The organism is Alkalimarinus alittae (assembly GCF_026016465.1).
GTDB lineage: Bacteria > Pseudomonadota > Gammaproteobacteria > Pseudomonadales > Oleiphilaceae > Alkalimarinus > Alkalimarinus alittae.
In genome coordinates this window covers 385,086-406,499 of record NZ_CP100390.1, presented here as the reverse complement: position 1 = coordinate 406,499, position 21,414 = coordinate 385,086, and the positions used below count along the sequence as shown (strand labels likewise).

At 44.0% G+C, this 21,414-nt stretch carries 20 protein-coding genes; 7 read left to right on the top strand and 13 right to left on the bottom strand.

Annotated features, from left to right (window positions below; genetic code table 11):
• The first annotated feature begins 4 nt into the window (after nucleotides 1–4).
• The 3 genes from NKI27_RS01770 to NKI27_RS01760 all read left to right on the top strand — a co-directional run bounded on the left by NKI27_RS01770 (nucleotide 5) and on the right by NKI27_RS01760 (nucleotide 3,939).
• Nucleotides 5–994: an alpha/beta fold hydrolase gene (locus NKI27_RS01770; RefSeq protein WP_265047988.1), complete on the top strand. Its 990-nt coding sequence runs from the start codon at nucleotides 5–7 to the stop codon at nucleotides 992–994.
• 76 nt (nucleotides 995–1,070) lie between these two features.
• Entirely contained in the window at nucleotides 1,071–2,234 is a 1,164-nt protein-coding gene (locus NKI27_RS01765) for a DUF4124 domain-containing protein (RefSeq protein WP_265047987.1), read from the top strand.
• A gap of 70 nt (nucleotides 2,235–2,304) precedes the next feature.
• On the top strand, nucleotides 2,305–3,939 hold the full coding sequence (locus NKI27_RS01760) for an FMN-binding glutamate synthase family protein (protein WP_265047986.1): 1,635 nt from the start codon (nucleotides 2,305–2,307) through the stop codon (nucleotides 3,937–3,939).
• Nucleotides 3,940–4,006: 67 nt separating this feature from the next.
• Here the strand turns inward: NKI27_RS01760 and NKI27_RS01755 are convergent, their stop codons facing one another.
• The 8 genes from NKI27_RS01755 to NKI27_RS01720 form a co-directional block, all read right to left on the bottom strand.
• On the bottom strand, nucleotides 4,007–4,963 hold the full coding sequence (locus tag NKI27_RS01755; protein WP_265047985.1) for an AEC family transporter: 957 nt from the start codon (nucleotides 4,961–4,963) through the stop codon (nucleotides 4,007–4,009).
• Nucleotides 4,964–5,082: 119 nt separating this feature from the next.
• On the bottom strand, nucleotides 5,083–5,673 hold the full coding sequence (locus tag NKI27_RS01750; protein ID WP_265047984.1) for a PqiC family protein: 591 nt from the start codon (nucleotides 5,671–5,673) through the stop codon (nucleotides 5,083–5,085).
• Nucleotides 5,674–5,721: 48 nt separating this feature from the next.
• Nucleotides 5,722–6,723: an MlaD family protein gene (locus tag NKI27_RS01745; protein WP_265047983.1), complete on the bottom strand. Its 1,002-nt coding sequence runs from the start codon at nucleotides 6,721–6,723 to the stop codon at nucleotides 5,722–5,724.
• Between the two features lie 42 nt (nucleotides 6,724–6,765).
• On the bottom strand, nucleotides 6,766–7,536 hold the full coding sequence (locus NKI27_RS01740) for an ABC transporter ATP-binding protein (protein ID WP_265047982.1): 771 nt from the start codon (nucleotides 7,534–7,536) through the stop codon (nucleotides 6,766–6,768).
• Nucleotides 7,537–7,539: 3 nt separating this feature from the next.
• Nucleotides 7,540–8,670 carry an ABC transporter permease gene (locus NKI27_RS01735; protein ID WP_265047981.1) on the bottom strand — a complete coding sequence of 377 codons (1,131 nt, stop codon included), beginning with the start codon at nucleotides 8,668–8,670 and terminating at the stop codon, nucleotides 7,540–7,542.
• A gap of 18 nt (nucleotides 8,671–8,688) precedes the next feature.
• Nucleotides 8,689–9,012 (bottom strand): hypothetical protein, encoded by a 324-nt coding sequence (locus NKI27_RS01730; RefSeq protein ID WP_265047980.1) that lies wholly within the window; start codon nucleotides 9,010–9,012, stop codon nucleotides 8,689–8,691.
• A 50-nt stretch (nucleotides 9,013–9,062) separates the two neighbouring features.
• Entirely contained in the window at nucleotides 9,063–10,514 is a 1,452-nt protein-coding gene (locus tag NKI27_RS01725; protein WP_265047979.1) for an OmpP1/FadL family transporter, read from the bottom strand.
• Nucleotides 10,515–10,604: 90 nt separating this feature from the next.
• A complete protein-coding gene (locus NKI27_RS01720; protein WP_265047978.1) occupies nucleotides 10,605–11,684 on the bottom strand; it encodes a DNA alkylation repair protein in 1,080 nt (359 codons plus the stop codon).
• A gap of 95 nt (nucleotides 11,685–11,779) precedes the next feature.
• On the opposite strand from NKI27_RS01720, the gene NKI27_RS01715 reads away from it, so the two are divergent.
• From NKI27_RS01715 to NKI27_RS01705, 3 genes are all read left to right on the top strand, one after another.
• Nucleotides 11,780–12,214, top strand: a complete 435-nt coding sequence (locus tag NKI27_RS01715; protein WP_265047977.1) for a hypothetical protein — start codon at nucleotides 11,780–11,782, stop codon at nucleotides 12,212–12,214.
• Nucleotides 12,215–12,221: 7 nt separating this feature from the next.
• Nucleotides 12,222–12,821, top strand: coding sequence for a hypothetical protein (locus NKI27_RS01710; RefSeq protein WP_265047976.1), 600 nt, complete (start codon nucleotides 12,222–12,224; stop codon nucleotides 12,819–12,821).
• 116 nt (nucleotides 12,822–12,937) lie between these two features.
• Nucleotides 12,938–13,603: a DUF4136 domain-containing protein gene (locus tag NKI27_RS01705; protein ID WP_265047975.1), complete on the top strand. Its 666-nt coding sequence runs from the start codon at nucleotides 12,938–12,940 to the stop codon at nucleotides 13,601–13,603.
• Between the two features lie 63 nt (nucleotides 13,604–13,666).
• Here NKI27_RS01705 and NKI27_RS01700 read toward each other — a convergent pair whose 3' ends face one another.
• The 4 genes from NKI27_RS01700 to NKI27_RS01685 form a co-directional block, all read right to left on the bottom strand.
• Complete coding sequence (locus tag NKI27_RS01700; protein WP_265047974.1) at nucleotides 13,667–14,266, bottom strand: aminoacyl-tRNA deacylase; 600 nt, start codon at nucleotides 14,264–14,266, stop codon at nucleotides 13,667–13,669.
• A 5-nt stretch (nucleotides 14,267–14,271) separates the two neighbouring features.
• Nucleotides 14,272–14,583 (bottom strand): hypothetical protein, encoded by a 312-nt coding sequence (locus tag NKI27_RS01695; RefSeq protein WP_265047973.1) that lies wholly within the window; start codon nucleotides 14,581–14,583, stop codon nucleotides 14,272–14,274.
• A gap of 166 nt (nucleotides 14,584–14,749) precedes the next feature.
• Complete coding sequence (locus NKI27_RS01690; RefSeq protein ID WP_265047972.1) at nucleotides 14,750–15,145, bottom strand: phnA protein; 396 nt, start codon at nucleotides 15,143–15,145, stop codon at nucleotides 14,750–14,752.
• A 101-nt stretch (nucleotides 15,146–15,246) separates the two neighbouring features.
• Nucleotides 15,247–16,098: a hypothetical protein gene (locus tag NKI27_RS01685; RefSeq protein ID WP_265047971.1), complete on the bottom strand. Its 852-nt coding sequence runs from the start codon at nucleotides 16,096–16,098 to the stop codon at nucleotides 15,247–15,249.
• 104 nt (nucleotides 16,099–16,202) lie between these two features.
• On the opposite strand from NKI27_RS01685, the gene NKI27_RS01680 reads away from it, so the two are divergent.
• Nucleotides 16,203–17,315 (top strand): hypothetical protein, encoded by a 1,113-nt coding sequence (locus tag NKI27_RS01680; protein WP_265047970.1) that lies wholly within the window; start codon nucleotides 16,203–16,205, stop codon nucleotides 17,313–17,315.
• Between the two features lie 454 nt (nucleotides 17,316–17,769).
• On the opposite strand, the gene NKI27_RS01675 is transcribed toward NKI27_RS01680, so the two are convergent.
• Entirely contained in the window at nucleotides 17,770–21,405 is a 3,636-nt protein-coding gene (locus NKI27_RS01675; RefSeq protein WP_265047969.1) for a translocation/assembly module TamB domain-containing protein, read from the bottom strand.
• Between the last annotated feature and the right edge of the window lie 9 nt (nucleotides 21,406–21,414).

The window sequence follows — 21,414 nt, the reverse complement described above, 5'->3', positions numbered from 1 at the left end:
AAGGATGATCCAACGCACGCTTACCTATATTGCCGCAGTGTTTTTTATTACCCAGCTTTCAGCCTGCGCAACCACGAGAATTGACCGAGATATCTATAGCGCTACCCCGCCTGATCATGGCACGCCTAAGGTTTCGGTATGGGGTGAGCGAAACGTTGCTTGGCTTGAGCGAGGTAACCCAAAAGGCTTCCCGGTGTTCTATGCTCACGGTAACCCAGGTTCACGGCTTGAACTGCTTTTTCTTGACCAAAAAGCGAAAGAATATGACGTTCGCCTAATTGCCATCGATCGACCAGGATTAGGCCAATCAGACTATGTTGCTGACTATGACTTATTAGATTTCGCCAGCGACATTGAGCGACTAGCAGATGAACAAGGCATCCAACAATTTGGCCTATTAGGTTGGTCAAGCGGTGGGCCTCCTGTTCTGGCTGTCGCTCACCACCTACCTAAGCGAGCAAAGTTTGCCATATCAGTCTCGGGCTACACCAACTTTGGTGAACTTGATAACGCCCGTGAATTAATGAAGCGTTATGACCTTCGTGGGCCCGAAATGTCTAAAGAGCGCCCTAAACTGTTTAATCAAGCCGTTAAGCTGATTCGCTGGACCGACATTACATTACCCAATTTCTATATGAAAATGGCCGAAGCTGAAATGGCCGACTATGACCGTAATATCTTGGAAGACAAGCACGTCGCAGATATTTTCATGCGAAACCAAGAAGAAGCGCTTCAGCAAGGTATCAAAGGGACGATTCAGGACCTTGAAGTGCAATGGGCGCCTTGGGGGTTTAGCCTAACCGATATCAATGTTCCGGTTTATATCTTCCAAGGACAAAAAGACACCTTCGTACCTTGGAAATTTGCCGAACATATGGCTAAAACCATCCCCAACGCAGAACTTCACCTCAAGCCAGACGCAGGGCATTTAATACCCCTCGACCCAGTTCACCAAGATGAAATATTCAGCATTATTTTAAAGCATGCTGAATAACGCGTTTTAAATAAGACCTAAACCAAGGTAAAGTAGTCGCCAATAGCGTAAAATAACCCATACGATTCAGGCGACTATGACCGCATTTCTCAAGATATTATTCGGGGCAGCCTTTGCCGCCTACATTGCGTTTATTACTTGGGGTAGCTTATCTCTCCCACAAAAGCACTGGGTTTTTGATAAGTTAGGTGTTGAATTTGACCGAACCATTCCAGCTACCCGCGCGCACCCTGAAGAAGATGACCTACTCTCTAGCATCAACCAAGATATCAGCCCCCCTACTAGCAATAGGCCTTTAGGCATACCTCAATCAATTCAACGAAATTTTGAGCAACATACGACACCTTCACTTTGCTTAAAAACCCCCACTCGCTCAATCAACACCGTTGATAAAACCAGCATCTACCGTTGGACAGACGAAAACGGACAAGTGCACTTTTCAGATAATAAGCCCAATAAGCAAGTTAGCCGTGAAGTGACTGAACAATATGCACACGACAAACAGTACTTCCGAATGAACTTGTCTAGCCCAGAAAGAGGTTTGCCAACGCTTTTGGGTGAGCAACTTCAGCGCGATGTTAACGCTATATATAGCTATCTTTCAGACCGTATGGAGGCCGATCATCTAAGGCAAGTTGACCTTAATCTCAAGGTATTTAATACCGCTAACGGCTTTGAGCAATACCGGCAAATACACGCACCGTCACTCCGCTCTATTGCGGGTTTCTACACCTCCCTCAATAACGAAGCGGTCGTCATGCAGCAGCACACCGACCCACAAACTCGTGCAGTCGCTCGTCACGAAGCCACCCATGTTATAAACGCTGGGCTGTTTGGTCGATCGCCCATCTGGTTTAACGAGGGCATTGCAGGGTATTTTGAGCAATATGACTATGCCAACCTTAAGTCAGGCGCGACACACGCTAGCCAATACCACCTAAGCTATCTAGCATCTGAGTTTAAAAAAAACCAATTACCGTCATTAAGAGACTATTTGCAGCTTTCCGAGTCTGAGTGGCGCGCTAACGACCAGAGAACTATGTACGCGATGGCCTGGTCGATTATCTACCTACTCCAAAGCCATCATGAGGGAGAGCAATTTACCCGTAGATTATTCTCCCATATGGCCGAAAACCCTTGCGTTACTTTGGACCCAATACCGTTTTGGCGCGAGCACTACCCAGGCGGTCTAACTAAATTTAATCAACGTTGGCAAGAAATGTTGCTACGCGCTTTTTAATAACGTTAAATCAGACTGATTACTGAATCTCACTCCAATAATGGGCGACACTTAAGATTAGGACTATGTCATGACAATAATGCAAACCGTCTATTGGCTGATTGCCAGCGTGGGTAACTTTTCAGCCTATTATTACTGGAGTCAGTCAGACAGCCTGTTAAGCGTAATCTTATTTATCGCGTCTTTAAGCTATACCGCTATTGGCTTTTATGACCTAAAACTAAGCCCTCACAGCCTTAACAGGCTCTACCCTGTGGTCGCGTATGTCAGGTACTTTCTAGAATCCTACCGAGTAGAAATTCAACAATATTTTATTGCCAACGATACAGAGGAGCGCCCGTTTAACAGGGAGCAGCGATCATTAGTCTACCAACGAGCAAAGAATGTACGTGATACCATCGCATTCGGCACTCAGCACAACCTCATGGAAGACAACTACCTCAGTCTTTGGCATTCGATGTCACCTCAAGTCATTGCCGGTGAGGCAAAACGAGTCACCATCGGGGGCCCGAATTGCACTCAACCCTACGAGGCATCTTACCTAAATATATCAGCGATGAGTTTTGGCTCATTAAGCTCTCGCGCCATAGAAGCACTCAATCTTGGGGCTAAAAAGGCAGGTTGTTATCACAATACTGGAGAAGGCGGCGTCAGCCCATACCACCTGAGGCATGGTGGCGATATCGTTTGGCAAATAGGCACGGGGCTATTTGGCTGTAGAGATGACGCGGGGAACTTTAACCCCGCTCTTTTTGAAAAAACGGCCTCACTACCACAAATTAAAATGATTGAGATTAAGATATCGCAAGGTGCAAAGCCAGGACATGGCGGCGTTTTACCCAAAGCCAAAATTACCCGCGAGATCGCCAATATTCGACATATCCCGATGGAGCAAGACTGTATTTCTCCGGTGGCTAACCCCGAATGTACGACGCCTATTCGGTTATTATCATTCGTGAAAACACTGCGAACACTCAGCGGCGGCAAACCTGTAGGCTTTAAGCTCTGCGTCGGAAACCCTGCTGAGTTTCTTGGTTTATGCAAAGCGATGTTAGAAACAGGGATTACACCAGACTTTATAACCGTAGACGGTGCAGAGGGTGGAACTGGCGCCGCCCCCGTAGAGTTTAGCAACCGCCTTGGCATGACCTGCATGGAAGGCGTTTATATTGTTAACAATGCATTAGTGGGGGTTGGGCTAAGAGACAAAATTCGGATTATTGCCTCCGGTAAGACCGCATCCAGCTTTGATTTACTTTCAAAGATTGCAGTAGGCGCAGACCTTGTGAATGCCGCTCGTACCATGATGATGGCACTAGGCTGTATTCAATCTCGCACCTGCAATAGTAATAATTGCCCTACCGGTATCGCGACACAAGACCCAGCAAGAACAAAAGCCATCGACGTCAGTCAAAAAAGTGATCGCGTTAAAAATTTCCAACACAATACATTGAAAAATTTCTTTGAGTTGGTGGGTAGCATGGGGCTAGATGACCCGGCAAAACTAAAACCTCACATGGTCAAAAGACGCACCCCTAATGGCTTGCTTATGCCGGTCGGCACGTTAATAATCCCACTAAAACCCAATGCGCTATTAAGTGATGAACATGCAGGTAAACCATGGCAAGAATGGTGGGAGCGAAGCCGCTCAGATCAATTTTATGTTGAAGATGATTACTTTATGATGCCTGAACATTTGCAATAACCATAAGTGCATAACGTCAAAGTGCCGCTCTTCGAATTAGAGCGGCACTTTGACGCAACTCTTTCAGCTACGCAATCCCCAAAGCCCGTAATATAAATATTCCCGCACTGACCGTTAATAATGAAAGTACCGTCGATAATGCAATAATAGTGGCCGCCAACTCTGCATTACCTCGCATCGCTTTTGCCATCACAAAACTGGCTGTTGCTGTAGGGCTTGCAAACATCAGGAACAGAGTCCCCAGCAACAAACCTTTAAACCCGATTAAAAACGCACCTAGCGTAAACAGGAATGGCAGGCCGACTAATTTAAGCAAGGTAGCCCCCAAGGCAAGGCCACTACTCTCTTTAAGCGCCTTAAGGTTAATTGAGCCGCCGACACACAATAACGCTAAGGGTAGCGTCATATTCGAGAAATACTCACCTGTTTTCATAATCACAGCCGGCGGTGTGAATTGCATAAACTTGAGTAACAACGCGGCTAAAATAGCGATAATCAATGGGTTCTTCGCCATATCTTTACTCATAACCCAGCCATTAAAGCGTTGGTCGGAATGAAATGGCTGCGTCAGCGCAAAAACAGATAACACATTATAAAGCAGCGTTAAAAATGCCAGCAAAATAGACCCCACCGCTAACCCCTCATCGCCATACATATTCATACAAAGCGCAAGCCCGACAATCCCCATATTGCCTCGAAACGCACCTTGTACAAAAACACCTCGATTCTCAGGTAGCAGTTTCATCCTTCCACTAACCCACCATGTAAAAATAAACCCGAACACGGTAATCAGCAGCGCATAGACAACTTGCCGGGTATCAAAAACTGAGGATAAGTCAGACGCAGTGATCTTAGTAAATAACAGTGCAGGCAGTGCAATATTGAAGACTAATTTAGAACCCGCATGAATAAAGTCATCAGTAAGCCAATCGGAACGACGCAAAAACCAACCTAAAAACACAATGATAAAAATAGGTAAGGTTATATTGGAGGTGAACAATAACAGGTCGATAAATGAAGACAATGGAGCCTCGCAATGGGGGGGAGATCAAACGCTTAAAAACAATCGCGGCAAAGTGCCGCCCCTACAAAGGATAGTGTACCCGTATTCCACCTGCAGGCATGCCACTTTAGCGGGATTCTCTACAAAAAACCTGTTAGTGCGTCTTGAGATAATAACTTAAGCAACTCACTTTGTGCCGCCACCGTTTGCTCGATGGTGCTGCCAGCGGGGGCATTTTTTGAAAACTGCCCAGCAGATACTACTTTTCGGTTTTTATCAAACCATGCCCAAGTAGCTTCAAGGCGAGCCTGTCCGTTCAAACGAGCATCAAACCTTAGTATATCAACCCTGAGACTGTAGGTACCCATCGAACTTGCTAAGCCGGAATACTGTACATAGGTTTTGTCAGCGCTTAAAGAAGATAGGTTTTTAAGCAGCGCCAGTTGAACCTCACCCTCTAAGCTTCCTCCCCATTGGTCCAACTTAGAGATATCAAAGTGATTTTCAGTTCGTGAGGTTACGATAGACGATCGTTTAAGGTAGTCTGCGATCGTAATAGGACCGACAACAATCAGGTCTGAATTTAAGTCAATCTGACGTTGAGGCAGGGGCGGCGAAGACAGCAGATAAAACTCACTTTCCGCAGAAGGTTTGAACGCGGCGCAGCCCGTCATTAGTAATACTAGCGTAAACACCCAAACGAATTTCAGTTGTTTCATCATGCTCTCCATATGCTCTCCATATTACGGGCCTTTTTAAACCTTCACTCGCTTAAGAGGCTAGCGCTGCTTACCGGTTAGTATAGATTCTGGATTACGCTGGAGCGTTTCTGCCAGCTGCCTCACTTGTTCAGATGCACGCTCAAATGATTGCAGCGTTTGTACTAACGTCAAGCTCAGTTCAGAGCCTGGCTGCACCAGCTTTTCATAAGTCGATAAGGTCTTGCTTGATTGAGCCAACAGTTGGTCTAATTTTTTAAGCGAGCCAGCCGCTCCGACAAATAATGGCTGACTTTTATCTGCTGCTGCGGCCACAGAGTCAGCCATCCCTCTCACAGCACGGGTTGCCGCCATAAGCTCATCTGTAATAACCCCTTTGTCTTGATCAAGTTGGCCTAAAAGGCTATTCAGGTGTGCCAAACTACTAGAAAGATTTCCGAGTGATTTTTTAACATCTGACGAGTTCACCATATTATTCATTCCCTCAGCTACAGCAGCCAAGTTATTGGCGATATCCTTAATCGGCAAGCCATCAAGCTGGCCCACTAATTTAGTCAACGTTTCGCCTAATATTTCTATTTCACTCGGTACAGTGGGGATTACAATAAAACCAGACTGACTGGGTGGCGCGTATCCAGGTTGGTCTTCAAAAAACTCCAACTGAATTTGTAGCCGGCCTGTCACAAGATTTTCTTGTACCAATTGCGCTCGAACACCCTGTTTGATAAGGGTTGTATAAATTACATTTCTATCAGTGCTAAACTTGAATAAACTACCATCCTCCTGCTGTTGGACAATAACCCCAACCACTCTGATGTTAATATTATTCTCCCCTTCGTAAAGGCTGATATTAATAGACTCTACTTCACCTATGCGCACACCGCGGTAGGTGATCGATGACCCAACACTCAGCCCTTTGACCGAGCCCGAAAACACCATTTCGATACGATCTTGCTGCTTAAATAAGTCACCATTGCCAAACAGCAATATACCTATGACCGCACTAAGCGCTGCACCAATAGTAAATAAGCCAATCGCCCTTGCACTCATTTTTTGAGACATAAGATACCTTTCTGCTGAATGACCGGATGATTGTTTGGAAGTCTACGCATTAGCGGCCTCACCTCGTCGCAAAAACTGCTGTACTTTAGCGTCATCACAACTCGCTAATAGTTGATTTGGATTACCGGTTGCAAGCATTGTTTGAGTGTCAGCATCTAAAAATACAGCATTAGAACCAATTGAAAAAATACTCGCTAGCTCGTGAGTCACAATCACAATAGTAGACTTCATACTCTCTCTTAACTCTAAAATAAGGTCATCTAGCAACCTCGCACTGATGGGGTCTAAGCCTGCCGATGGCTCATCAAAAAAAAGGATTTCAGGGTCCAGGGCAATGGCTCTCGCTAGCGCGGCTCGTTTTATCATCCCTCCACTAATTTCAGACGGGTAATACCCCTCAAAACCGGCCAAACCAACCATTGAAAGTTTTAAGCTCGCAAGCTCCGCTACTTCTTTGGGTGAGAGCTCAGTATAAAGCTCTAATGGCATACCCACATTTTCTGCTAGCGTCAAAGAACTAATCAATGCACCTGCCTGATAGGAAACCCCAAAATTCTTCATCATCGCCCGTCGCTGAAGATCAGAAACGTCCCACAAACTATTATCGTCAACCCAAACCTGCCCTTCTGCAGGTCGGTATAGCCCCATCATATGCTTTAATAAAGTGCTTTTACCGCACCCGCTGCCACCCATAATAATAAAGATGTCATTTTTATTAACATCAAACGTCAGGTCTTGTTGGATCAGTTTGCTGCCGTATTTTAACGTTAAGTCCCGAACGCGAATATGTGCTTGTGCTTGCTCTTGGCTCATGGTTTAAACCCCAAACACAGTGGTTACAATGGTCACTAACGAATCGAAGACAATAATCAACACAATTCCCATCACCACCGCACGAGTGGTTGCTTGGCCCACTGCACTCGCACTACGGCCTGAGTTCATCCCCATGTAGCAGCCGGACAATGCCACCATCACACCAAAAATAAGACTTTTAACCAACCCGATATAAAAGTTCGTGAGCGGAACTGTCGCGATCATTTGCTCAATATACATCGACCAAGTAAGGTCGAGCATAACAATACTCACGATTGCCCCACCCATAACCCCCATCATATTGGCGTATATCGTTAATAGCGGCATCATTAATATCAGCGCGAGCAAACGCGGTAAAACCAAATAATCGACAGGAGACACCCCCATTGTTTTTAATGCATCAATCTCTTCATTAACCTGCATACTGCCGAGCTGAGCTGCATACGCGGCTCCGGTTCTACCCGCCATAATAATCGCCGTCATCATCGGAGCCATTTCTCTAGCCATAGCCAGCCCCACGAGACTTGCAACATAAATACTGGCACCAAACTTTTCGAGCTGAACAGCCCCTACAAACGCTAAGATCATGCCAATAAGCACGCTAATCAGCGTCACAATGCCTAGCGATGATGGACCCGCGTCGGTTAAGAATATTAGCAAGTCCTGACGCCTGAAAACCGCTTTAGCCTTAGCTAAACGACCGAGTGCCAGTAATGCTTCTCCTAAAAAGGTAATAAACGCATTAAATTGACTAAATGACTGAAGTACAGTCTGCCCAAGTTGCTCAACTGCATTCTCTTTAACCGGCTGTTTTGCAACCCCTTCCCTTTCTGGAACCGCTTTAGCCAACGCAATCAACCGAACGAGTCCTTCGGGGAGCCCAGTATAATCAACCGTTATCTGCTGCTTAATTGAAATCGCATTAATCATCACTAAATAGCTGACGAGAGAACTATCCCACTGTCCTAGTTGGGTAGCATCTAATACGACATATTGAGTGTCTGGAACGGTTTTGAGATGGGATAAAAAGTCTTCGGGGTTTTGCAGACCAAAGGAGATACTCCAATCCCCTTTGATCAGCACCCGAAGTGTATCTTTTTTATGACGATGAAAAGTGACGACTTCCTCTGTCACATAACCCTCCAGGGCTTATTATGTGTCTAAAAATCGAGTAGCAGTCACTTTATAGCGATCTTCTGCTTGCGGTTCAAACGTTACGGTGTATTGGTAAAGTCTCTTACAGACTAACACTGTCCATATTTCAGTATTTAGATCTCGTTGGTCTGGCAGTTTTTGAGTGATGTCAATCTCGCACTGTTGGTCATCACCTCGCTGTAAATGACGGATCGCTTTTATACCACCTGCTTGCTTATCAGACAACGCAACAATAATCGATTCAGAGTGTGAAATTGAGCTGCATGCACTCAAAACGGTCAACGCCAATAGACCTGCTAAAAAAACGAGTTTATATCTCACTGAATGCATCTCCTTGCTCAATCTCACTATTTATTGAATTCGATAACCCACTAAAACGCATAACCAAAGCTCACACCAAATACATAGAGCGTTGTATCAGAGTTCATTTTAACGGACTTACCAATTTTTGTACCATTGATACTGGCCAATTGCGCTATTTGTGCGTCTCCTAAAAACTCCAATGAGGCATAGCCATGAATATTGAATTGCTCATTGACTTGGTAGATAGCCCCAAATGCTGTTTTAAAGATATCATCTACGGGGATGTCAGCCATTCTATCGCCATCATCCACAGGTGATTCATCATAACTAAACCCTAGTTGCAACGTCGTTTTTTCATCAAGTCCATATTCAGCACCTAACGCATAACGGTTTGCATCTTTGAAATTTCGATCAATTTTAAATGTATGATAACCATCGATACGTAAGTCCGTGCTTTTGAAAGAACCGAAAAAAACACGCTCTATATCCCAATAAAGATTCAAGTCATTATTAATTCGGTGAGAGCCACTCATCACCAGTCGCTCGGGCATATCCCATGTTAAGCTAGTATGTTGTTTTTGGTAAGTCTCACTCGATAACAACTGACCTGTGATAGTGGCGGTTCCTTCGAACGTAAAATCTGTTAAATAGTGATACGCCATCCCCAATCGTTGACCAGGAAGAAACTCAAACGTAGTACCTAATGTAAGCTCTGCTCCAATATCATCACCTTCTAGATCAACGGTTGTACCTGATGCACCGTTAACGTAGCTCTTTAAACTATCGATATTTGCAGCGGTTGAAACTGGGTCGACCCCTGCATCGTCAGCAGCTGTTTGTATACAAGCAACTTTAGCCGCAGGCCTTACAAGATCTCCACATGCTCTATCAGCCACTAAGCCAGCAAATGCAACCGCATTAGTAAGGTCATCGAGTGCCGTATCATTGATAGACGGCATATCTTGCTTTTGTACAAATGAACCGTGTAAAACCCCAACGCCTACCCCAAAGGTCCACTTTTCATCCATTCGCCATGAAATAGAATTCATGAGTTCAACAACCTGAAGTTTATTCTCGGTGATAATAGGCCTGGTTTTAAATCGTAAGCCATAATCGAGCCCAGCTCCAGCTATCGCACCTAGCCCCACCCCCCACGTAAACTCATTATCCATCGGTCTTATCAGCCCTATAGTGGATATAGCGGCTATCGGCGCAACATTACTTCGGGCGCAATTACCTTCGGCTGCACAATCCCATTCTTCATTGACAGTCCAGTCAGGCACCAACAAGCTAAAGTTACCGCCAATTTGTTTTTTATGCATTAACGACATGGCTGCAGGGTTGTTACTAATAGCGGCGGTACTGTGATCGTAAACCGTAGACCCTGCATTAGCGATGCCGGTTGCATGAGACGTTGGGTTAATCATAAAGCCAACAGCCATTGCATTCTGGGCTATCCAAAAAGATGAAATTGATAGCAGTAAACGTTTTTTGGACATAACAATCGAGGGCGCTAGCATAGCATTGATCCTTTTTTTTTATTTTTAATAATACTATTGAATATTTTTGCAAGTATAGACTATATTTTTATTGCAGTTCTACGTAACCCTTTAATTAAGTTTAAAAATTGCTGTCAATTTAATATCGCCATTCACTCTAATTGATAGCGTATGCTCACCAGGATAATGCTTGCGAGTACTCATCTGCTTAAAAGAATGTTTACGTTGAAATGAAATTTCACGCTGCGTGTAGTCTGACTCTGATGATTTGAATACCTTAGGAGAACGACGACCATTGGCTTTAACATACTCGATAATATATTCGATTCGTAGTCTGCGTAACGCACCTTGACTGGTCGTGACCCCAAAGCTAAACAGTAAGTCATCACCTATATTTAACACTGGGTTCTTGATGTCTAAACTAGAAACCATTATTGATGAACTTTCAGCATAACCAAATAGCGCTAACGCTTCTTTATTAGCTTGTTTTAATAACGTTCTGCATCCATGCTTAATAATCCAATCGGTATCGGGGTGTTGTCCTATATTCGCGCTACACCAGTCAAGCACTGACTGAGGGTTATCTTTAGCAATATCATTTAGATTATTAGCCACAGAACGCCTGACATAGAGTGAGCCATCCTGCTTTAGTCGGTTCAAGATAGGAAAAATCAACCGAGGGTCTTTTTTGAATTCTGGTAATGCCATTGCCCAAGGGAGCCTAGGCCTGCAACCTTCACTGGCAAGTCGACGAACATGCTCATTTTGATGAGACGCCCAGCTCATCATCACCTTCATCATTTTAGTCGGGTCTCGGATGATCATCGGCCTCACGGCAAACTCTGAGCTGGAATATTGGGTGAGTGTTTCTAACGCAGTAACTGATAGCGCCCAATCATCAGCACCAAACTGCTCAATATAATCGGGAAAAAACAACCCTTCATATCCTCCGAACGATTTACCTGCTTCCAGCAATATTTCAACAACTTGGTCAAATGACAGTGGCAAGCACTTATGTAGCGTCATTGAAATATGCTTCATTCGCGCCTTTAGTTCTTTAGACTCCCACTGCTCATCCATGACCATAGATACAAATTTAGATTGATCAAAGTTGGGCCAAGACAATTTAATGCTCGTCGCTAGGCGCTCTAAATAAGTTTGGTTATATGAATTTTTTAGCGGTTCTGGCATTATCCGTCCTTCGTTTAACGACCCATTACATTGAGTAAGCTAATTCAGCTAACCTTAACGCTAACTGTCAGACGGCACAATTCGGGGCGCCATTAGTGAAAAGAAAAACAAAACATCTCCCACCCAGAAAGCTTTCATTATTGGGAGACTTTACCGGTAAACGCTGGCTAAAAATAGCGTTAAGAACACTGCATATTTTTAGTGTTGTAGGTGTAGGTGGTGCCATTTTATTTAATGTTCCATTTAGTCAATGGGTATGGTACTGGTACGCGGCTGTCGTAACGGGCGTATTGATGGCGGCTATTGACGCGCTGTCTAATTTTTTATGGTTGGTGCAGATCCGAGGTATCGTTATATTCTTAAAACTAGGGTTGTTGATGCTATTAGGCGGCAGTATGCTAGTGAACCACCTAGTACTCATCTGCATTATTGTCATGTCGGCAGTAATCTCCCATGCACCTGGCGACATACGCTACTATTCCGTTGTCCACCGCCGCCGCATTAATTCATTTCACGATATTAAAGGCTAAGAACCCTATGCACTCGAGCCTGATAGAGCAGTATGTATCTGAGTTAGAAGATTGTGCCCGTCAAGGTCACATTATTGATGTTGCTTGTGGGGAAGGACGAAACGGGCTGTTTTTAACTAGCAGAGACCTACCGGTTACCTTTGCCGACAAGTCTGCGACTTCTCTAGCTTATGTTTCTAGCGCATTAAACAAGAATAAAAATGATAGCAATATCTGGCCAATCGACCTTGAACAGCCAGATCAAAATCCGTTTAAGAATAAAACCTTTTCAGCCGCGCTAGTTTTCCGTTATCTTCATCGCCCTTTAATACCGCACTTATTAAATGCGGTTATTCCGGGTGGAATCATTATTTATGAAACCTTCACATTAGATAATAAGCAATTTGGTCGCCCCAATAACCCTGAGTTTTTACTTCAACCAAACGAATTAAAAAATTGGTTTAACGATTGGGAGACACTACACTACTTTGAAGGTATTTTATCAGCACCCGATAGAGCCGTTGCTCAGATTGTCTGCCGGAAACCTAACGACGTCATCAGTAATCGCAGCCGCAATACAAATACAACAAACAACAGTAACAAGAGAGCAAATGGCCACTTCTTGTAAGCGATGCAGGCTGATTAGAAGCCTCGTATCAATAGTCATAATGATAACAATTTTAATATTGACGAACCTAGACTCATTTGGAAGCTAGAACCCCACGTCAACAAAAGGAGAGTAACGTGAAGATCGCACTAATACAGATAAATTTCATCCTGCTGTGTTCAATAGCACTGTTTATTTCAGGCTGTGGAAATAAACTTCAAATTGAGACAGAGTATAGTAAAGCCACTCATTTTGATGAGTTTAAATACTATCGCTGGCACCAAGGCAATACCCCTCAAGACAAAAAACAAGCACAGGCTACAGGTAATAAAGCAGCTAAAAAAGAAAAGGAAATCGACCCTCTTCTTGATAGCAATATCCGTTTTATGATTGAGCAACAACTGGCAAAAAAGGGCTTGGTTAAACGAGAAGAAGGCGTGGTAGATTTTCTAGTTAATTACAGTATTTCTACCCATAATCAGGTCGATGTAGAAACTCAAAAAGTATATGACGGGTATTCAACAACGTATCAATCGGTAGGCGGTTATGGTTATGGCTACGCAGGCGGATATTACCGTGGAGTTGCAGTAACTATGGATGTTCAACCCGTCAACGAAACCTTGGTTGAGCGTTATGTTCAAGGGTCAATGACATTAGACTTTATCGAACCAGATGATAATAAGCTCATTTGGAGAGCAACAGGCGATAAACGTTTACCCTATGACCATCCAGATCAGCAAGAGCGTGATGCGCTAATTAATAAGGTTATTGGTAAATTACTGGCAAAGTTTCCCCCTAAGTAATGCCAACTCTAGCAAAGCTCTAAAACGATAATCATCAACCGCACCAACCAATATCAACCTTTGTCAGTGCAGGTGTATTGATTCTCGCCCTCGTCGCTGAGACATGCCCTTGGCACTCAAACCTGGGGCTAATGCGCCGTGGTCGACGAGCACCGGCGAGGCTATTCTCATATATTCCATACAAGACATTCGAATCAATTCTGACCAGCTACCGGCATTAAATGCGATGTCTGAATCTCGATGAAATGCTGTACTCATGCAGACATCGACATGCCAAAGCTCCCCAAAAGGAGGGATTGCGCCCAACTCACAGCCAGGGAAGTTTGATTTAAATTCTGCCTCTGATGCAATATCAACTTGATGAACCCCTATCTCTGCCGCCAATGCTTCGCAAGTAACATGATAATGCGAAGGCACCACAACTAATGAGAACTTGTTATCGATCTTAACTACAACCACCTTGGCCATGTTTATGCCTTGAATATGGACTCGCTCAGCAACCTCCGAGGCAGTATAAGCAGGTGAATGTACTTCAATCGAATACTTTGCGTGATGACTATTTAAATAATCTAATAACCGCTGAAAAGGCATGACCGTTCCCCCTTTTTCGTTGTCTAACTCATCAATTCCGGCGTCTTTAAAACCGAAAGCCATTTTACCCATAGCATTTAGTTTGACCCAAAGACCTCTCTTTTATACTCGTACGCATTTTTGTACTGTTTACCTCCGTGCCAGCCCTTTGAGTCATGCATTTTAGTGTTAGCTTTCTGAGGGCCGTGCCCCATATCCGATAAACCTCCTGCCGCTGTTGGCTCAATTGTTTCGGTCAAAATAGCACGTTCTAATTCAGCCTCTTGGTTACCCCAGCTTTCAACAGGCGTATCTGCTTTTTTATCTGCTAGCGAATCGCCGCTTACCATTGTAGGCAATAACAAAATCACCAACATAGATGCCGTAGTCAAGATATGTCTAATTAACATTTTCATCCTTCCGCCCTTTTCCTGAATTAAAATCACTGTCTCCACAAGGTCAGACCATTTAATTTAAGCAACGTTCTACAACATTTTTGAAGAAGGGATAATGTTTTAAGACGGTATAGAAATAATAGAATTGTAAAAGCGTAAAATGAGGGGCCTTCAATTAGCTTTACGCGTTAGATATCCAACATTGAATGTCTGGTTCAAGATAGAGTTGGTCATACAGGTCTTCTGCCCAGCTTTCGTGATCAATCAATCTTTTGAGCACCCGAACAGCAACCACTTGAACGGCTGGTGTTGTTGACCAAACCGCTGACGTTAAGCAATGCCAATGATTGGTATCCATTAATTTTGGATTCTCAATCTGCTCATAACAAACACCACAAATAAATACTATTTTATCGATGTCTGGCACAGGAGGTACCGGTAGTACCTCATACGCACGTAAACTGACACCCATTGCACTGCAGAGCTCGCACCTTGAGTGCGCTCGACGAGCTAGATCCTTACCGAGCATCATTAATTCGTTCGCACGTTTCTGATGTTTTTCTTGTCCTTTAGACATCACAAACTCTCTATTTAAGGTCTCTGACGTTTCGCCTTTTTACCGAAATAATAGCGGTAAAAATGAAATTTCCCAACGTTTGGGCGCCGAAAAACTTACATTTAAATAGGCAGATCAAAAAGTAGGTGCCACGCATAGAAATTATCGCCAAAGCGATACCCTACGCCCACACGATCAATCGATAGGAATGAGTATCCTAATTTCTTTTCGGACTTCAAGGTCAAACCCAACTCATAGCTATTACTCACCGACACATCACGCCCACCAGGCGCATCAAACTCCAACGCTAAAAAGTACCAATACGTGGTGGCAAACATGGTAGGCTGAATCGACAACCCTGCAAGATTGAACGTATAGGGAAGCCCTACATCAATACCCGTTTGAAACGCCGCATACTCTTCCCTTTTCGCTGTATCATCAGTGTAGTGCCCCGCATAGTACATTCGATTCACCCACAATGGGTCATACTCCCCTCCGTCTAGCTTGTAGTATAAAGAAATGCCTGATGAGTAGATGGCCGTGTCAGTCTGATTCGAGAGATTTCTCGCTGCCCCCAGATCAAAGTATGGCGTGACGTTAATGCGGTTATTAATCGGATAATCGAATTCAATGCCAGGCACAAATGAAATAGTATCTATAGATTCTGGTACAGCCCCATCAGGAATGCCAGAAACATCAAAATCAAAAAAGCCCACAGAAACAGGTAAACGCACTCGAAACGGGATGCCAGACTCACTTTCAAGTTGATATGAAAAAGGTATATTAAACACCGAGGCTTGCTGACCTGATGTATGATAAAGACCGCTGCCCAAGTAGTTAGAAAATGCGTAATTAGCAGGTTCTGTATCAATTTTAGTATCCGAAGCAAGGCTATCTAACGAATATAACACCAATGCCGCTACTACCAGCGCTAAACGTAGATGATATTTATAAAAAAAAGTAAGTAATTTCAAATATTTCCCTGACCGTTATAAAGCTATTGCTATACTCTTAATAATACTTGAATTTTTTGGGTTCGAGCAAAGTTTAAAAGGAATAAAAGGACGTAATTCCCTTCATGCCAAAATCAGTACTCATTCTCTTAACGTTTATTATTTCAAGCGTCAGTGTTCAGCAGGTTTTTGCCGCTTCAAATAAGCCCTTAACAGGGGCTGACGACAGTCTGCAAGTCGACGATGCTTCCGTCAAACTTAATCAGCCTGAGCCTACAGACAACACTGAAGTAGACGCTGATCAAAAAACCCTCGATTCAATAGACCCCAATTTAAACTCAGCCACATTCGAATGGATCGAAACTCAACAGATAACCTGGTCTCAAAACATTTCAGCGATTGGCGGGTATCTTGATAGCTTTATGGGCGATAACACCGGCTATCAGGATATAAACAAGAGTTTTATTAAGCTATATTTTGATTTAGATACCTCTAAATACGATGGTGTTTCTTTCGAACCCAAAATTAAGGTCAGCCTAGATCTTCCCGTCACCAAAGAAAAGCTGAGACTGGTCATCGAAAACGACCCCGATCAAGAACTAGGGATTAAAGAACGAAACCTTTCTGACTTACCTAGCACAAATAGAGAAGCTAACGATGGATTTTATGGCGCCATACGCTATTTATTCGAGTCTAAGAAGTGGAGCCGATTGTCTCTCGACTGGGGTGTAAAGGCTCGCTGGCCACCAGACCCTTTTGCACGTTTTAGAGCCGTGAGAGGCTGGGACCTTAACGAAAACTGGGGCATGGTTTATTCGCAAGAAGTGTTTATCTTCGAAAGCAAGGGCTTTGGCGCATACTCTCAGTTCGACTTTAACCGAAGGCTGTCTGAAAAACTCCTCTTTCGTGTCACCAGCGTAGTAGACTGGCATGAGCGAACAGAGCAGTTCGATTTTCTAGAACAAATTTCATTATTTCAGGACATCAACAATAAAAGAGCAATACAGTACGCAGCAGGTATTGTGGCTGAAGAAAAGAGCGGCAGCCGAATTACAAATTACTACACCAAAGCAGCCTATCGACGGAGGCTATATAAAGACTGGCTGTTTTATGAAATGACACCGGGTATAGAATTTCAACGAATTGAGAACTTTGACCCCAATCCGTTCGTATCTTTCAGGCTAGAAATGTTGTTCGCTAAAGACGCTAGCCGCAAGCTCACGACACGTCTGTATTAATATATTAAGGCAGACACAAAAAAGCCACCCTATGCAACATAGGGTGGCAGAATAACAGCTGACAACGTGCTAATTAAATTCTTTAATCTATCAATGATAACCATGTTCATTATGAGAGGCACTAATTACTGACGTCGGTAAGAACTATTCTTACCGAAGAACTAGCAGTAATAAATCTCGCTAAGGTAAGCGACCAATGCATCCATATTTTGTTGTTCTATATCTGAATGAGGTACAAAAATTTCTAATTCCATGTCCGTTCTCTCTTAGCTTCAATAAGTTAAATCTTGCCGATACCCTAAGCATCTTGCGTTGAGCTATCGGGCTGTTTGTTAATTACAGCTCTATAGTAACCAGTAGACAGAAGGGGCGCTTGACAGTATGGGTCGATTATTTGACCGCTTGTTGCAACTTTCAAACAAACACTATTAAAGCAGACAACAAGGCTACATTATTAACGATATTCAAAGGAATAGATTACGTCTAACGAGCTATTAAAGCCTCCTGCCGCTTCAAGAAACAGGTTTGGCCTTAATCGATAACGCATAGTAACTGTTTTTGCTTCATCATAAAGACTCGCACCATATTTTAGATATATATCAGGCGATATATAGCCACTCACTTCAAGGCTGGTACCCTCATCATCAGACTGGGTACTTATTTGCAGGTCAGTAACCCCCACTTTATTAGCCCACTTTTCAGTTAATTCGCTAGAACCAAAAATACCGGCTGATAGCATCATATTATTTAATAGGTCTGCATTATTCGATTTTTGATCCGGCGCCCGACCTGTGAGCAGGTAGTGAATCACACTGGTTTCATTCATGACCGGCTGAGAGTAAAACAGAATTTCTGGTTCATTGGCAGGGCCTGTCACTTTAACTCCAACGTTAACGGTGCTTCCTGGTATGTCTCGCGTGGCATCAAGTTGAAGGTCGGGCCGATCAACAGGACCGTTAAAAATAAAACGACCTTCTTTGACGGTTAATCGCTGTCCAAATATGGTGTAAAAGCCATTATCGGTGTTAATTTCACCCTTGCCTCCAAGTTCTCCGCCCGATTGCTGACGCAATAACAACCGACCTGTGAGATAGGTGTTCACACCAAAACCTCTGAAATGAACATCATTACCTAACACCAGCTCAATTTTGGCCTTATAGCGCCACTGATTATCAGCAGAGACCTTATCCTCGCCTATAATCCGAGCATCTGTAGACACCGATGTCGCACTCTCAGGTAATGCATCAATTTTTATCCGCGCATGCGGTATTTCAAAGGTGCCTGAAACGTCTGCAAAGCCCTCTGTTAACAGTAACGTTATTTCTGGTTTAATCGTTAAGCTAACGCCCGATCTTGGCGTAATATCGAAGGCTTCAGAACTCAAGGATGTATTCAATATCCAATCATCTTGCCAGTTTAAATGACCGTCAAGCGATGCACGCCCTCCTTGAGAGCTAAACCCACCCTCATAACTTAACTGATATTGACTAAATACCCCATCAACCACGATTTGATCAATAGTTTCAGGAAGGTAGCCACTCTTAAATGCCCCGTCAGAGAAACTAAAGCGGCCTGATAACTCCGGCTTTTTAAGTGTACCCGACACCATCACTTGGCTAGAAAACAAACCCGACATTCGCTCTACTGAAGGCAGTATATCCTGCAGAAAAGCGATATCTAATTGATTCAAGTTTATGTCACCACTTAACAAACGCTGCTTAACGATATCCGTTAATGTCAGTTGACTCGTTACATCTCCAAGTTGAGGCGATGAGAAATGAGCGTTAACGGTCAGGTTTTCATCCCGTAATACGGACGTTAAGGAAAGCGGTTCAAAGGCTATATGCAAAGGAACAGCCTCATCTTCTTTTAAAGGGTTCTTCGACGCACTATCGCCTACAGGCTTTTTGCTTTTACCTAGCCATACATCAAGTAAAGGTATATTTATCGCGACGTCAGCATCAACAGGGTTACCCGGTTTTTGGCTTATTTTAGCGACCCCATTAAGGTCGCCTTGCAGCGCTAGATGTGTCAACTGGTCAGCTTCTTTTGCTTCTTTATTCCATCGGTCAAGTAGCGGCATAACCGGTACATTGTTGGTTGTGACCCACAATGAGTAGCCATTAACTGGGTCCCAGAGAGCATCCTGATGGTTGCAAATTTCAGTATCTTCATCCGCTAAACAAAAGGGTTTGACCACCAAAGAACGCTCATCAATATTCCAATTAATAGCAATAGGCTGAGTATTACGAGGCGTAAATAATGAGTAAGGGAATACCTCAGATTGCCAACTTAACGCGCCACACACACTCTCAATATCCCCTTTTATAGTCGCTGCTGTAGGCGTCTCAGGCATTAAGACATCCCATGACACATGACAATCCACTGTCGCTTTACCCATCTCAGGTAAAACCACATCCCCCTTAACGGCACTACCTTTCAGGTCCCCTCTAAGCTGCCAATCAGAAGATGTTATGTGCGTATTGCCCACACGTAAGTCTTCGGCGCTAAGGGTTAACCTACTTTCAGCAATGCCTGATTGGGCTATATCAAACACGGTTTCTATTGAGCCCACCGATAGATCTCCGTATCTCAGTTTTTCAGTGGTCAGTTCACCGTGTATGTCTAACTTATCAATCAATCCATCAACGCTAATAGCCCCCTCTAGGCTACCACTCAAGTCCGATAACCACTGCTGAGGTTCAGGCAGTGAAAAGTGCATTTCAATATTATCGAAACGGTCACCCGCTGCACTCAAAGCCCCACTAGCACTCAGTTGATTAACGCCTGAAGAGACCATCAACTCATTAACTCGCAGCATGCCGCCGTCTCGGTCACGCGTATAGTTAAATACGGCCGCCCCCGCTAAAGGGTATTGGTTAACGCGCCCCTTAAGCCGCTCCAAATTAAACGTAATATCTATGGCACTCCCCCCCGCATTCCCCTTAATGAACCAATCACTATCGATGATGGCGGGGTACGGTAATATTGGCTTGGCCTCTTTAGCGTTTGGCAGCATGACCTGATGAAGTGCCAATTGTTGGGTGCTTATTTTAAGGTTGAACGGCATCGGCGCTGTATGGGTGAACGCCCCCTGAAGGCTCACATTGCCCTCTTTTGAGTTTAGTTGCATTTGTTTGAATATCAGGCGATCTTTCAGCCATTGCCCATCGATGAGCAGGTCAAGTTCACTCCAATAGGCAGTCTTTAACTTACTTTTTGCCTGCACAGTTAAATCCCTTAACCCTATATTGGCAGTAAACTGTTTAATGTCTATTTGGGGCGCTTTTACGTTAGTTTGCGCACTTTCTACGGGTAGCTGCCATGAAGTCGGCGCTTCAAACTTTAGCGTCAGCGGAAAGCGTGGGTCGTCAAACGAGAGCGTCGACGAAAGTTGTACTGGCCACTCTCCCGTTAATGCCCCTTTTATATCAAACGCTAATTGAACGCCGCTTAACTCAAAATCAAATTTTAACGGTTGCTGACTAACGGTGCTGGGCAAGTCATAGACGGCGATGCCTTTAAACTGGCTTACCCAAGGGGTCGAAAAGTCCATCTCCCCTTCACCATCAAGGCTTAACCCTTCATAGTTTGCCGCTACTTTAGGTAATGCTAATAAACTGTCGACCCACTGCCCTGTGAATTGCAGGTCTGTGATGGTGTGCGTTTGCCCCGAAAGCCTTAAATGAAATGTTTGGATATCTGCCCTGTCGGTAATAATACCCACCGGCATGACGATTGAGGGCAACGAACCATCGCTCGTTTCTTCTTCAGCCTCAGTTACAGGCAATAAATTAACAACCAATTCATCGGCAGATAGTTGATCTAAACAAATGTTCTGTTGCAGTAAGCACAAGGGGCCCCAATTAACACTCACATTATGAGCGGAGACTTCTACCGCTGATTGGTTCCACTGAAGTTCATCTACTGTTAACTCACCTAGCACATAACCATCAACCCCTACTAAATGCAGTTCGGCCAACTGATTGCTTGCCAAATTGGCGATGAATTGAGTTCCCTCTTTTGTCGCTAACAACCAAGCTATAATAATGAATGTGAGCACCAGCGGAACGAATATTAATAACCGCATAACGCGCCA